The 13,370-nt window shown below is 62.4% G+C and carries 12 protein-coding genes; 6 read left to right on the top strand and 6 right to left on the bottom strand.

Annotated elements, in window-relative coordinates:
* The first annotated feature begins 97 nt into the window (after positions 1–97).
* Positions 98–1,441 (top strand): UDP-glucose dehydrogenase family protein, encoded by a 1,344-nt coding sequence (locus BN1124_RS19990; RefSeq protein ID WP_042644864.1) that lies wholly within the window; start codon positions 98–100, stop codon positions 1,439–1,441.
* Positions 1,438–2,436, top strand: coding sequence for an NAD-dependent epimerase (locus BN1124_RS19985; protein ID WP_042644862.1), 999 nt, complete (start codon positions 1,438–1,440; stop codon positions 2,434–2,436). Before BN1124_RS19990 ends, BN1124_RS19985 begins: the two co-directional genes overlap by 4 nt.
* A gap of 70 nt (positions 2,437–2,506) precedes the next feature.
* On the opposite strand, the gene BN1124_RS19980 is transcribed toward BN1124_RS19985, so the two are convergent.
* The 3 genes from BN1124_RS19980 to BN1124_RS19970 all read right to left on the bottom strand — a co-directional run bounded on the left by BN1124_RS19980 (position 2,507) and on the right by BN1124_RS19970 (position 5,486).
* Positions 2,507–4,207, bottom strand: a complete 1,701-nt coding sequence (locus tag BN1124_RS19980) for an ArnT family glycosyltransferase (RefSeq protein ID WP_042644860.1) — start codon at positions 4,205–4,207, stop codon at positions 2,507–2,509.
* Complete coding sequence (locus BN1124_RS19975; protein WP_042644858.1) at positions 4,197–4,559, bottom strand: lipid-A-disaccharide synthase N-terminal domain-containing protein; 363 nt, start codon at positions 4,557–4,559, stop codon at positions 4,197–4,199. Before BN1124_RS19975 ends, BN1124_RS19980 begins: the two co-directional genes overlap by 11 nt.
* A gap of 186 nt (positions 4,560–4,745) precedes the next feature.
* Entirely contained in the window at positions 4,746–5,486 is a 741-nt protein-coding gene (locus tag BN1124_RS19970; protein WP_042644855.1) for a glycosyltransferase family 2 protein, read from the bottom strand.
* Positions 5,487–5,839: 353 nt separating this feature from the next.
* Between BN1124_RS19970 and BN1124_RS19965 the strand changes: the two genes are divergently transcribed.
* From BN1124_RS19965 to BN1124_RS19950, 4 genes are all read left to right on the top strand, one after another.
* Complete coding sequence (locus BN1124_RS19965) at positions 5,840–6,685, top strand: lytic transglycosylase domain-containing protein (protein WP_042644853.1); 846 nt, start codon at positions 5,840–5,842, stop codon at positions 6,683–6,685.
* Between the two features lie 313 nt (positions 6,686–6,998).
* Positions 6,999–8,666: an energy-dependent translational throttle protein EttA gene (ettA, locus tag BN1124_RS19960; protein WP_042644851.1), complete on the top strand. Its 1,668-nt coding sequence runs from the start codon at positions 6,999–7,001 to the stop codon at positions 8,664–8,666.
* Positions 8,667–8,763: 97 nt separating this feature from the next.
* On the top strand, positions 8,764–9,099 hold the full coding sequence (locus BN1124_RS19955) for a hypothetical protein (RefSeq protein WP_042644849.1): 336 nt from the start codon (positions 8,764–8,766) through the stop codon (positions 9,097–9,099).
* Positions 9,100–9,356: 257 nt separating this feature from the next.
* Positions 9,357–10,700, top strand: coding sequence for an NCS2 family permease (locus tag BN1124_RS19950; RefSeq protein ID WP_042644847.1), 1,344 nt, complete (start codon positions 9,357–9,359; stop codon positions 10,698–10,700).
* A gap of 76 nt (positions 10,701–10,776) precedes the next feature.
* Here the strand turns inward: BN1124_RS19950 and djlA are convergent, their stop codons facing one another.
* The 3 genes from djlA to BN1124_RS19935 are packed head-to-tail and all read right to left on the bottom strand — an operon-like array spanning position 10,777 to position 13,344.
* Positions 10,777–11,592, bottom strand: coding sequence for a co-chaperone DjlA (djlA, locus tag BN1124_RS19945; protein WP_042644845.1), 816 nt, complete (start codon positions 11,590–11,592; stop codon positions 10,777–10,779).
* A gap of 19 nt (positions 11,593–11,611) precedes the next feature.
* Positions 11,612–12,334 (bottom strand): N-acetylmuramate alpha-1-phosphate uridylyltransferase MurU, encoded by a 723-nt coding sequence (murU, locus tag BN1124_RS19940; protein ID WP_042644843.1) that lies wholly within the window; start codon positions 12,332–12,334, stop codon positions 11,612–11,614.
* On the bottom strand, positions 12,331–13,344 hold the full coding sequence (locus BN1124_RS19935; RefSeq protein ID WP_042644841.1) for an aminoglycoside phosphotransferase family protein: 1,014 nt from the start codon (positions 13,342–13,344) through the stop codon (positions 12,331–12,333). Before BN1124_RS19935 ends, murU begins: the two co-directional genes overlap by 4 nt.
* Positions 13,345–13,370: the final 26 nt, after the last annotated feature.

Raw genomic sequence — 13,370 nt, 5'->3', positions numbered from 1 at the left:
TCTTAGCCTGAACGAGTCGCAGGATCCCGCTGCTCCCACGCGCAAATCGTTCTAGAATGGATGCCTTGCCACTGCCAGCACCAAGGAGCAACAGCAGATGAGAGTCACCGTATTCGGAATAGGTTACGTGGGGTTGGTCCAGGCCGCCGTGTTGGCCGAGATGGGCCACCAGGTGACCTGTGTTGATGTGGATGCCGCCAAGGTCGAGCGCCTGAAGGAGGGCATCATTCCCATCTTCGAACCCGGTCTCGCCCCCATGGTGGTAGCCAACCATCAGGGCGGTCGCCTGCACTTCACCACGGACGTGAGCGAGGGGGTCAGCTTTGCCGAGCTTATCTTCATCGCGGTCGGCACCCCGCCGGATGAAGATGGCTCCGCCGATCTCAAGCACGTGCTGGCGGTGGCGGGCACCATAGGCAGCCTGATGCAGGGCAGCAAGGTGGTGGTCAACAAGAGCACAGTGCCTGTCGGCACCGCCAGCCGGGTGCGTCAGCATATCGCCACCATCCTCGGCGAGCGCGGCGTCAACTTCCCGCTCGAGGTGGTCTCCAATCCGGAGTTTCTCAAGGAAGGGGCCGCCGTGGCCGACTGCCTGCGGCCGGATCGCATCATCATCGGTACCGACTCTGCCCACGCCATCGCCTTGCTGGAGGAGCTGTACGCCCCTTTCAACCGCAATCACGATCGCATCATCCAGATGGATGTGCACAGCGCCGAGCTGACCAAGTACGCCGCCAACGCCATGCTGGCCACCAAGATCTCCTTCATGAACGAGATGGCCAATCTGGCGGAGAAGCTGGGGGCCGACATCGAGGCGGTGCGCAAAGGCATAGGCGCCGATCCGCGCATCGGCTACCACTTCATCTACCCCGGCTGCGGTTATGGCGGCTCCTGCTTCCCGAAAGACGTCAAGGCACTTATCCACACCGCCAGCGAGATTGGCTGCGAGGCGCCGCTGCTGCGCTCGGTGGAGCGGGTCAACGATCGCCAGAAGCACAAACTCATCGAGCGGCTGCACCAGCACTTCGGCGCCGATCTGCGCGGACGCACCTTCGCGCTCTGGGGGCTCGCCTTCAAACCCAACACCGACGACATGCGCGAGGCGCCGAGCCGGGTGCTGATGGAGGCCATCTGGGCCGCCGGTGGCAAGGTGCAGGCGTTCGATCCCCAGGCCATGAGCGAGGCCCAGCACCTCTACGGCCTGCGGGACGACCTGAGCCTGTGCGGTACCCAGGAGGCGGCCCTCAAGGGTGCCGACGCCCTGCTCATCTGCACCGAGTGGCAGCAGTTCCGCGCCCCCGACTTCGAGCTGATCCAGCGCACCCTGACCCAGCCCGTCATCATCGATGGCCGTAACCTCTATGATCCGGCCCGTCTGCGCCAGCGCGGCTTCACCTATTACGCCATCGGCCGCGGCGACAGCCTGGAGCGTCCCCAATGAAATACCTGGTCACCGGCGCCGCCGGCTTCATCGGCTTTCACCTAGCGCTGCGGCTCTGCGCCGAGGGTCATCAGGTGGTCGGCATCGACAACCTGAATGACTACTACGAGGTGAGCCTGAAGGAGGCGCGCCTCGCACGGCTCAGCCCCCTGCCCGGCTTTCGCTTCGAACGCCTCGATCTCGCCGATCGCGCCGCCATGGCGGAACTGTTCGCTCGGGAGAAGTTCGAGCGGGTGATCCACCTCGGCGCCCAGGCCGGGGTACGCTATTCCCTCGACAACCCCTTCGCCTACGCCGACAGCAACCTCACCGGCACCCTCACTGTACTGGAGGGATGTCGCCATCATGGGGTGCAGCACCTGGTCTACGCCTCTTCAAGCTCGGTATACGGCCTGAACGAGCAGATGCCGTTCAAGACCTCGGACGGAGTGGATCACCCAGTCTCCCTCTACGCCGCGAGCAAGAAGGCCAACGAGCTGATGGCCCACTCCTACTCCCACCTCTACAACCTGCCGACCACGGGCCTGCGCTTCTTCACCGTCTACGGCCCCTGGGGTCGCCCCGACATGGCGCTGTTCAAGTTCGTGCGCGCTATCCTCAAGGGGGAGCCCATCGATATCTACAATCAGGGCCAGCTCAGTCGGGACTTCACCCATATCGACGACATAGTGGAGGGCATAGTGCGCATCGCGGATCGGCCACCGGTCGGCGATGCCAACTGGCAGGGGCAGACCGACGCCAGCCCGGCGCCTTATCGCCTCTACAACATCGGCAACGGCAGCCCGGTGCGACTGCTGGACTTCGTGGAAGCCATCGAAACGGCGCTCGGTAAACCAGCGGTTCGCAACCTGCTGCCGATGCAGCCCGGCGACGTGCTCGCCACCTGGGCCGACACAGAATCCTTGTTCGAAGCCACCGGCTATCTCCCCCGGGTCGCCTTGAAGGAAGGGGTGGAGAGCTTCGTCGACTGGTACAAGTCGTACTACCAAATCTGACCTCACCGACCGCGCTGACAATGAAAAGGGGCTGCCACTGGCAGCCCCTTTTCTCGTTGTCGTCAGGACCTCATTGTCCGGCCTGAGGACCCGGTGAGTAGTGGAACGGCTCGACCCCGGCGACCAGCCCCTGGCACTCGGGTTTCAGCGCCGCGCCGTCGGCCAGCAACCAGTCGGTGCGATGGCGATTGCCGAGGTTCTCCATCCGCGCCGGATCGAAACACACCGTCATGATGTCGGCAGAGCCCAGCACCCAGCGCTTGGGTGCGCCGGCGACCCAGGCCGCCGCCTCACGGGCTTGCTCCCCATCGGGCATCTGATAGGAGTAGTGCCAGAGCGGTTGCTGGCTGAACAGCAGATGCTGCTCCTTGAAGCCGGCAAGCAACAGCTCATCCCCCGCAGGCACCCGCTCTGCCGCCAACGCCATCACCCCCTGGGGGGTACGCATGTCGTTGAGCTTCACGCAGATCCAGCTGGAATAGATGAGCCAACCCACCGCCAGCGAGCAGAGGATGGCACTGAGCGGTGCACGGCGCAGCAGGGCATTGATGAGCAACAGTGCCGCTCCCATAGCCAGCAGGGGCAGCCAGGGCGCAGGGCCAATGTCGCCGACCTTGCTCGCCAGCTTGGCGCTGAACATCAGCGCCCCGGCGCCTCCCACACAGAGGATCCCCAGCAGCCAACCGAGCCCGCCCAGCAGACGCGCGGGCCAGACCCGCGTCAGCAGCGCACCGATAAAGGGGGCCGCCAGCAGGGCCAGCGCCGGTGTGCCTGGCGTGACATAGACACCGCGCTTGCCAGGCGAGGCCGAGAAGAAGACGATCACCAGCACCAGATAACCGAGCAGCAGTATGATCCGCTGGTCCCGCGCCCGGATCCCCTTGTGCCATTCCACCACCAGCCAGGGCAGCAGCAGGGAAAGTGGCAGCCAGAACGGCGGTATCACCGAGCTGAGGTAATACCAGAAGGGTTTGACGTGGTGCCAGGCGTTGGCATAGCGGGTCACCGTCTGCCGCAGCAGTATGTTGTCCCGATACGCCTGCAAGATGGGATCCCCGCTCTGGGCCACGGCGCTCAGCATGGGCACCAGCCACAGGCCGATGGCCAACAGCATAAACAGTGGCCCCGCCAACCCCTTGAGCCAATCGGCGCGGGAGGCCGTGCGGATCTTCTCCCAGTGGGTCCAGATTGCCGGGATCAGGATCAGCAGGGCCAGCAGCCCCACCCCCTTGGTGATGATGCCAAGCCCGGCGGCGAACCAGCCGAGCCAGTACCAGCGCCAGCCGCCGTCACAGAGCAGGAAACGGATGAAGCCATAGACTCCGAGGGTGATGAAGCAGGTGACCAGCGCATCTATCTGCGCCGTCTTGGCCTGCAGGGTGAACTGGACTGTGAACAGCAGCAGCAATCCGGCCAGGAAGCCGACGGACGGGCTCCACAGGCGGCGGCCCAGATCCCATACCAGGGTGATGGTCAGTAGACCCGACAGCAGGGAGGGCAGCAAAAACGCTACCTTGATGGAGCCCGTCAGCAGATAGCCGATGGCGATGCCCCACATGAACATCGGCGGCTTGTCCGGGTAGATCTCACCGCCACGCATGGGGAACAGCCATTGGCCGCTCTCCACCATCTCCTTGGCGATCAAGGCGAAGCGTGGCTCATCGGCGGGCCAGGGATCTCGCAGGCCGAGGCCGGCCCCCAGCACCACCAGTGCGATCAGCAATAGCCAGCCTAAGGAAGTCTGATTGAGTAACGCGCGGTCATTCACCATGGCGAGCCTCGTTATGGGTCAGCTTGTCCCGCTTCCAGCCCCTGTGCTGAATATCCAGATAGAGGCTGTAGAGTGCGGTGAAGGTGGGGAAAAGGTTTTGCAGCACGCCGACGGAGTCCTGCTTGGGAGAGAAGACGAAGTAACTCAGGGTCATCAGGCTGCCGAGCACGCTCATGTACCAGAACATGCGAGGGATCACCGGCTTGCCGGCGCGCTTGGAAGCGACGAACTGCACCAGCCAGCGGCCGCCGAACATCAGCGCCCCCGTGTAGCCGATGATCTTCCAGCCGGTCACATGCAAACCAGTCCAGTCCAGCCAATCGAGCGGCATCGAAAGCAGGGCATCGATCATGGCAACCACTCCTGTGCGGGTTTTTCACCGAACATCAAGCCGGTCACATGCAAGCCAGTACCATTCTCCAGCCAATCGAATGGCATCGAGATCAAGGCATCGATCATATCGGCCACTCCTGATTCAAACCTGTCACAGGCAAAGCACTGTCATGCCAGGTCAGCGGCATCGAAAGCAAAGCGTCGATCACTCCAATGTCTCCCTGACCTCGACCACCTTGGAGCGGCGCTGCAACCACCAGACGCCGACCACGTCCACCAGCCCGACCCAGAGCCGGTTCCAGACGCCATATTTGGAGATGCCTGCCTGCCTGGGTCTGTGGTTGACCGGCCAGGGCGACATGCGGCCACCCTGCGCCTGGATCAGCGCCGGAATGTAGCGGTGCATGTGGTTGAACGAAGGCAGGCGCAGATACCAGTCACGGCGAACCACCTTGAGACCACAGCCGGTATCCGGGATGCCGTCACGCAGCAACATATCGCGAAAACCGTTGGCCAGCTTCGAAGAGAGCCGCTTCACCCAGTCATCACGGCGATTGACCCTATGACCGATGAGCCCTACCTGAGTGGGATCCTGCGCAAAGCGACGCTTGGCCTCCTCCAGCATGGCGGGAATGTCGGCCGGATCGTTCTGACCATCGCCATCCAGTACCACCAGCCAGTCACCACGGCCGTGGCGTACCCCGCTCAGCACCGCCATGCTCTGGCCGACGGCCCGCACGTGACGCACCACCCTCAGGCTGGCGAAGCGAGACTTCAGCTCGCCGAGGACGGCAAAGCTGTCATCCTCGCTGCCATCATCCACGTAAATCAACTCGTAGTCGTACTTCCCCACCAACGCGGCATCGATCTCGCCGATAAGGGGAGCCAGATTGTCCCGTTCATCCTTGGCGGGCACCACGACTGATACATCGACTGAATAACCCATATGAGCTTCCCGACTATAAAAAGAGGTAACACACTGTCACTTGCACCCTGAGTGGCGGCTGACGGCCGTTCGAACCTCATGCAAATACAAGGTGTTAAAAAAATTGGATATCCGCAGTTTATCACTTCGGTAGTAACAAACGCATCATTAACAGGGTGATTGAAAACCTCGTACCGCAGGTCTCACCCTCATGTCTCATGGCGCCAAATGGATTGGTTAATTCCTGCGCACTAAAAGTTCCATACCGTTTTCATCTCTGATGGTCGAACACATAACCACATGTTCCATCGCCCGGCTGGCAAGCGCCCCATAGAGGACCTATATCTTGCGGATACAAATATGAGGTATCCATCATGCAGCGACTCTGCACTTGGGGCTGGGGACTCCTGATACTGCTCGCCACCACACCGTCCCATGCCGAGTCATTTCGCCAGGCGCCCAAGGCCATGAGCGCCTTGCGTCAGGGCGCCGCCATCGAGCGCAGCAACCCGCGACAAGCCATCGCCCATTACTGCAACGCGGCCAGCCTTGGCAACCCGGAAGCCTATTTTCGCATCGGTCGCCTGTTGGCTCGCGGGCCACAAGGGATCCGCAGTGCCAGCCATGCCAACGCCTATCTCGCCATGGCCATGCGCCTTGGCAACCAGCAGGCCGCCCGCTACTACAACGCACGGGTGGGCAATGCGCCCCTCGGCACCTGCGGCGTCGGTGGCGGCTCCGGCGGAGCGCCCTGGATACGCCCCGGCGTCCCCTTCGATCAGGATAGCTACCTGGCCCGCCAGTCCCTCACCAAACAGAAGCTGGCCGGCCTGATCCGCCAGGCGGCTCACCGCCACAAGGTCAATCCGCAGTTGGCGCTGGCCATTGCCATCGCCGAGTCGAACCTCAACAGTTTCGCCGTCTCGCCCAAACAGGCGCAGGGGGTCATGCAGCTCATCCCCGAGACCCAGGCCCGCTTCGGGGTGACCCGCCCGTTCGATCCCGAGCAGAACATCCGGGGCGCCATGATCTACCTGAAGTGGCTGGAGAAGCAGTTCGGTCCAGACTGGGTCAGGATCAGTGCCGCCTACAACGCCGGTGAACAGGCCGTGGTCCGCTACGGTGGCGTGCCGCCCTATCAGGAGACCCAGGAGTACGTGCAGCGGGTGCTCTACTACTCGGGGCACGACCAGCCCAAGGCGGTGCGACGGCCACGGTGATCATATTCACCGGTGCCGGATTGCCGAACCCGCCATCCAGGGGTCAGACCGAATCCTATCGGATCAGGCTTAAGGAAAAATTAAGCTTTCTCCCCCGATGACGTTGCCGTCTGACTTTCACTATCCCGCGCCCTGCTCAGAGGCGCGTCGGCCCGCAATAACCAATCTGTTGTCCACTTTGCCGCCCTCTGCCCATTGGTTTACAATCGACGGGTTTTTTGGAACCGGGTTGGCCTCTGCCGACCAGGCCCACCACGACCTCAGTCTGTTAATGCCAAGACATTAAGCTGCTGAAAAGGAAGAGAATTAGCCAATGGCTCAATTTATTTACACCATGAACCGGGTCGGCAAGGTAGTGCCGCCCAAGCGTCATATTCTCAAGAACATCTCCCTCTCCTTCTTCCCGGGCGCCAAGATCGGCGTATTGGGCCTGAACGGAGCCGGCAAGTCCACCCTGCTGCGCATCATGGCCGGGATCGACACCGACATCGAAGGGGAAGCCCGCCCGCAACCCGGCATCAAGATCGGCTACCTGCCCCAGGAGCCGAAGCTGGATCCGGAGCAGACAGTGCGTGAAGCGGTCGAAGAGGCGGTCGGCGACGTCAAGCGCGCCATGGCACGGCTGGACGAGGTTTATGCCCTCTACGCCGAGCCGGATGCCGACTTCGACAAGCTGGCCCGCGAACAGGGTGAGCTGGAAGCCATTATCGCCGCCCAGGGCGGCCACAACATGGAAAACCAGCTGGAGCGCGCGGCCGATGCCCTGCGTCTGCCGGCCTGGGATGCCCAGATCAAGCACCTCTCCGGTGGTGAGCGCCGCCGCGTGGCCCTGTGCCGCCTGCTGCTGGAAAAACCGGACATGTTACTGCTGGACGAACCGACCAACCACCTGGATGCGGAATCCGTGGCCTGGCTCGAGCGTTTCCTGCACGACTACGAGGGCACCGTGGTGGCCATCACCCACGACCGCTACTTCCTCGACAACGTGGCGGGCTGGATCCTGGAGCTGGACCGTGGCGAGGGCATCCCATGGGAAGGCAACTACTCCTCCTGGCTGGAGCAGAAAGATGCCCGTCTGGCGCAGGAAGCCAGCTCCGAAGCCGCCCGTCGCAAATCCATCGAGAAGGAACTGGAGTGGGTTCGCCAGAACCCGAAAGGCCGTCAGGCCAAATCCAAGGCTCGTATGGCGCGCTTTGAGGAGCTCAACACCAACGACTACCAGAAGCGCAACGAGACCAACGAGCTGTTCATTCCGCCCGGACCCCGCCTCGGCGACAAGGTGCTGGAAGTGGCCAACCTGCGCAAATCCTACGGTGATCGCGTGCTTATCGACGATCTCTCCTTCGCCATTCCGAAGGGGGCCATCGTCGGCATAATAGGGCCGAACGGGGCCGGTAAATCCACCCTGTTCCGCATGATGTCCGGTCAGGAGCAGCCGGATTCCGGCACCATCACCCTCGGTGATACCGTGGTGCTGGCCTCGGTGGATCAGTTCCGCGACAGCATGAACGACAAGAAGACGGTGTTCGAAGAGGTCGCTGACGGGCAGGACATCCTGCGCATCGGCACCTACGAGTTCCCTAGCCGCGCCTACATAGGCCGCTTCAACTTCAAGGGCGCCGATCAGCAAAAACGCGTCGGCGAGTTGTCCGGGGGTGAGCGTGGCCGTCTGCATCTGGCCAAGCTGCTGCAGACCGGCGGCAACGTGCTGCTGCTGGATGAACCGACCAACGATCTGGACATCGAAACCCTGCGCGCCCTCGAGAACGCCCTGCTGGAGTTCCCGGGTTGCGCCATGGTCATCTCCCACGATCGCTGGTTCCTCGACCGTATCGCCACCCACATCCTGGACTACCAGGACGAGGGCAATATTGCCTTCTTCGAAGGCAACTTCACCGAATACGAAGAGTGGAAGAAGAAGACCTACGGCGCCGAGGCAGTCCAGCCTCACCGCGCCAAGTACAAGCGCATCGCCAAGTAAGGCGAGTCACTGCATGTACGGACAAGGGGAGCACAGGCTCCCCTTTTTATTGCCTTTTGGCATACAATCTCCCGGTCCTTCCCAACCGATATCCATCATGGTCCACACCACAGGCAGTGCGAAGAAACTCACCATCCAGATCCGGATCGAACCCGGCTGCCTCGGGCCGGATGGCAAGCGCCACATCGAGACCTTCTGCGCCGCCGCCAGCCGGATCTTTGCCACCATCGAGCCGGATCGGGTGAACTGGGTGCTGATCCCGCGCCATGACAAGCTGTTGCCGGAGCAGGAGTTTCTTATCGAGGGGCGCAAACTGAGCGAGGAGCAGGCCGGCCTGCTATTGCAACGCATGGGGCTGACGCTCGCCCCATTGCAGGAGCGCAGCGATGCCGTGCTGGCCCAGCTGGTGGAGCGTTACTTCAAAACCCTCTGAGGTCACCTCACTGATAAAAAGCCCCCATCGAGACTCGTTTTTCCCACCCCGATGGCAAACGTTTGAATTTTTGCTCTATTCATTGATCCGCTTCGCAGATCCGGGGTTTGTAAACGCCGCCGCCTGTGTAAAAATGTGCGCGCTGTCACGGTATCAGGACGAGTCTGGCGATTAGGTCGCCACAGACAAGGTCGGAGCCCCTATGGATGGGTCTGACCGCGCCTGCTGCTTATTTCACGTCACCATTGGAATCCAACATGAATCAACCACATCAAGCCACCAGCCAGGCGGCCGGGCAAGGATTGCTCGAGCGTCTGTTTGCCCTGAAAGGCCACGGCACCACGGCCCGCACCGAAGTCATCGCCGGGATCACCACCTTCCTGACCATGGTCTACATCGTCTTCGTCAACCCGCAGATCCTCTCCGCTGCGGGCATGGACACCCAGGCCGTGTTCGTCACCACCTGCCTCATCGCCGGTATCGGCAGCATACTCATGGGCCTGCTCGCGAACCTGCCCATCGCCCTGGCCCCCGCCATGGGCCTGAACGCCTTCTTCGCCTTCGTGGTGGTGGCTGGCATGGGCTACTCCTGGCAGGTCGGCATGGGCACCATTTTCTGGGGCGCCCTGGGGCTGCTGATCCTCACCCTGCTACGAGTGCGCTACTGGCTGATCGCCAACATACCGCTCACCCTGCGGGTCGGCATCACCGCCGGTATCGGCCTGCTCATCGCCCTGCTCGGCCTGCACAACGCCGGCATAGTGGTCGCGAGCCCGGCCACCATGGTGACGGTGGGCAACCTCACCTCCCTGCCCTGCCTGCTGGGGCTGCTCGGCTTCTTCCTGATCTGCATCTTCTCCGCCCGCGGCGTGCACTCCGCCGTGCTGATCGCCATCGTGGTGACCACCACCCTGGGCTGGTTGTTCGGGGATGTGACCTTCAAGGGCTTCATCTCCATGCCGCCGAGCATCACGCCGGTGTTCGGTCAGCTGGATTTGATGGGTTCTCTGGATATCAGCCTGGCCGGGATCATCTTCTCCTTCATGCTGGTCAACCTGTTCGACTCCTCAGGTACCCTGATCGGGGTCACCAACCGCGCCAAGCTGGCCGATGATCAGGGTCGCTTCCCGCGCATGAAACAAGCGCTGGTGGTCGACAGCGTGAGCTCCGTCGGCGGCGCCTTCATGGGCACCTCCTCGGTCACCGCTTACATCGAGAGCAGCTCCGGCGTGGCCGTGGGTGGCCGCACCGGCCTGACCGCCATCGTCGCCGGCGTCTTGTTCCTGCTGGCCATCTTCTTCTCCCCCATCGCCGCCATGGTGCCCGCCTATGCTGCTGCGGGAGCCCTCATCTATGTGGGCGTGCTGATGTGCTCCGAGCTGACCCGCGTGAAGTGGGAAGACTTGACCGAAGCGGTGCCGGCCTTCATGACTGCCGTCATGATGCCGTTCAGCTTCTCCATCACCGAGGGGATCGCCGTGGGCTTTATCTCCTACTGCGTGATGAAGGCGGGCACCGGCCGCTGGCGCGAGATCAACCCCTGCGTGCTGGTGGTCGCCCTGCTGTTCGTGCTCAAGTTCGTCTGGGTCGACAGCCACTAAGCCCGGTTGCCAGAGACAAAAATGCCCGTCATCGACGGGCATTTTTTATGGCTGACTTTCGCTCACCAGAGATGGGTTAACGGATGCCGCGCGCCTCGCGGATCCACTCCCAGGCCTGCTGGATCTCCTGGGTCTTCTCCTTGGCCATCTCCATCATCTCGGGCGGCAACCCCTTGGCGGCCAGCTTGTCCGGGTGATGCTTGCTCATCTCCTTGCGATAGGCGCGCTTGATGTCCTGATCGCTGTCGCTCTCGCTCACCCCGAGCAACTGGTAGGCATCCTTGAGGCGATCCGCCGAGGGTGCCTCCTGCCGGTACTGCTGGCCCTGTCCACCGCCCTGCTGCTGGCGATGGAAGAAATTCATCTGCGCCTCGGCCATGGCCAGGATCCGAGCCAGCTCGATGCGGCTGACACCGAGTTCGTCGGCAATAGTCTGCAAGATGGCTCGCTCATCGGCCTCCACCCGACCATCGGCGAAGGCGGCCTGCAGCTGGACTTCCAGGAAGAAGCGCAAGATATCGCGCTGACCCTGACTCGCCTGACGAAACTCGGCCAGGGTCTCCCGCAGCGGGAAGCCGCTCTCCTTGCCTTGGCGGAATGACTCCTGCGCCCGCACTCGCTGCTCGCCGGAGAGGCGCATCCTGTCCATCAGGTTGGAGGCGACCCGGATCTCCTGCTCGGTGACCTGACCGCTCGCCTTGGCGATGTGGCCCATGACGGCGAAGGTGGCGTGGAAGAAGACAGCCTGTTGCTGCTGGGTGGGCGCACGGCGGAAGGACATGCCCATGCCACGATCGAAACGGTGGCCTATCCAGAGGCCGAGCAGGGCACCGAAGATGTTGCCGAGCAGAAAACCGAAGAAGGCGCCAAGCACCTTACCCCAAATACGCATGGTTCAAGACCTCGTGAAATTAATGAGTACGTCCTTGCAACTGATCGTCCAGCTCGCGCAACCGCTCTACCGTCCCTATGTCCCGCCATTCACCGGCCAGCAAGGCGCCAGCGACCCTGTCTTGGGCCATCCAGTCGCGCAGCAGGGGGGCCAGCTTGCGCGCGCCGGGCGACAAGTTGGCAAAGGCGGCGGGATGATAGATGCCGACACCGCTAAAGGTAAAGACGGCGGGGCCAGGGTGTTCGGTCTCACCGCCGGGGGCCTCGGCTGGCAGATCCAGCACCCGTCCGGCCTGCAGGGCAAAATCCCCCTGCGGGTGCTGGGGCGGGTTGGGCACCAGCCAGAGGCGAGCCAGATCGTCCCCCAGTGGCTGCTGCATCAAGGCACCAGTCAAGACGCCATAGTCCATGTCAATCCAGGTATCGCCGTTGATCACCAGGAAAGGCGCATCCCCCAGCAATGGCAGCGCCTGCACTATGCCACCGGCGGTCTCAAGGGCACTCTCCTCCGCCGACCACTGAATGCTGACGCCGAACCGGCTGCCGTCACCGAGGGCCTCCACCAGCTTGTGGCCGAGCCAGGCGTGGTTGATGACGAGATCCGTCACTCCGGCGTGCTTGAGCTTCTCGATATGGTGCACTATGAGCGGCTTGCCCCCTACTGCGAGCAGCGGCTTGGGCAACAGATCGGTGAGCGGTCGCATCCGCTCGCCGCGCCCGGCCGCCAGGATCATCACCTTCATGACCGCGACTCCGCCACCCTTGTCAGCCCAGGCAACACCACCTGCTGCAACCAGTCACCGAAGCGGGCCAGCACCGGATGGTCGGCCCCATGCAACTCGCATACGTCCACCACATAGCCCAGAGTACGGGGAATATCCTTGAGGTAACCTGACTTGCCATCTCTGTGGTAGAGGCGGGTGAAGAGTCCCGCCGCCTTCAGGTGGCGCTGCATGCCGGTGAGATCGACATGACGGCGGAAGCTGGCGTAATCGAGCTCACCGAGCAGGCCGGCTTGACCGAGCGTCTCGAAGCCGTGGCGCACGCCCTGCTCTATCACCGCATCAGGCCAGCGTACATAGCAATCCTTGAGCAACGAAACCAGGTCATAGCTCAAAGGGCCTATGACCATGTCCTGGAAATCGATAATGGCAAGCTCGCTGCTGTCGGGCGTATCGCCACCACACACCATCAGGTTGCGGCTGTGGAAGTCCCGGTGCATCACGCCCTGGGGCTGGGTCAGGTTGTTGGTAGTAAGACAGGCGAAGGTGTCGTCCAGCATCCGTTGCTCGGCCTCGTTCAGGGCAAGCTGCAGGTGACGACCCAGCAACCACTCGGGGAAAATGGCGTCTTCACGGGCCATAAAGGCAGCATCGAACGGCTCGAGCGTCAGCGCAACCGCCCCCAGCCTCGGCAACAAGGCGATGGCCTTGCCATACCAGGCCAGCACGTTGTGCAAGCCCAGACAGCTTATCAGCTGGGTATCACCGAGATCCGTCACCGCCAGCAGGCCCTGTTCATAGTCCACGGCCCTGACCTCGGGGGCCAGCAGCCCCATGGCGTTCAGCGCCGCGGCATTACGAACAAATTCATGATTTTTTTCGGTTTTCGGATTAGCATCCACCCACACCAGACCGGCACCACGGAAGTAGCGGCGAAAACTGGCGTCACCGGAGATCAGGGTCAATTGAAGGTTGGCATCACCGGAGATCCGGCGCGCCCATTGCTGTAACAGGGAATCGCGATCGTGCATGAGTCAGGGACCAAATTGGAAAGCAG

Origin of the sequence: Aeromonas eucrenophila (genome assembly GCF_000819865.1) — a bacterium.
Taxonomy (GTDB): domain Bacteria; phylum Pseudomonadota; class Gammaproteobacteria; order Enterobacterales; family Aeromonadaceae; genus Aeromonas; species Aeromonas eucrenophila.
Note: the sequence above shows the minus strand (reverse complement) of the source record. Positions and strands in the feature narration are given on the sequence as shown.

Coding starts and splice junctions, on each gene's coding strand:
- BN1124_RS19965 (WP_042644853.1), top strand. CDS start 5,840: ATGCAGCGACTCTGCACTTGGGGCTGGGGACTCCTGATACTGCTCGCC.
- BN1124_RS19935 (WP_042644841.1), bottom strand. CDS start 13,344: ATGCACGATCGCGATTCCCTGTTACAGCAATGGGCGCGCCGGATCTCC.
- BN1124_RS19980 (WP_042644860.1), bottom strand. CDS start 4,207: ATGGTGAATGACCGCGCGTTACTCAATCAGACTTCCTTAGGCTGGCTA.
- BN1124_RS19970 (WP_042644855.1), bottom strand. CDS start 5,486: ATGGGTTATTCAGTCGATGTATCAGTCGTGGTGCCCGCCAAGGATGAA.
- ettA (WP_042644851.1), top strand. CDS start 6,999: ATGGCTCAATTTATTTACACCATGAACCGGGTCGGCAAGGTAGTGCCG.
- BN1124_RS19955 (WP_042644849.1), top strand. CDS start 8,764: ATGGTCCACACCACAGGCAGTGCGAAGAAACTCACCATCCAGATCCGG.
- BN1124_RS19975 (WP_042644858.1), bottom strand. CDS start 4,559: ATGATCGATGCCCTGCTTTCGATGCCGCTCGATTGGCTGGACTGGACT.
- BN1124_RS19985 (WP_042644862.1), top strand. CDS start 1,438: ATGAAATACCTGGTCACCGGCGCCGCCGGCTTCATCGGCTTTCACCTA.
- murU (WP_042644843.1), bottom strand. CDS start 12,334: ATGAAGGTGATGATCCTGGCGGCCGGGCGCGGCGAGCGGATGCGACCG.
- BN1124_RS19990 (WP_042644864.1), top strand. CDS start 98: ATGAGAGTCACCGTATTCGGAATAGGTTACGTGGGGTTGGTCCAGGCC.
- BN1124_RS19950 (WP_042644847.1), top strand. CDS start 9,357: ATGAATCAACCACATCAAGCCACCAGCCAGGCGGCCGGGCAAGGATTG.
- djlA (WP_042644845.1), bottom strand. CDS start 11,592: ATGCGTATTTGGGGTAAGGTGCTTGGCGCCTTCTTCGGTTTTCTGCTC.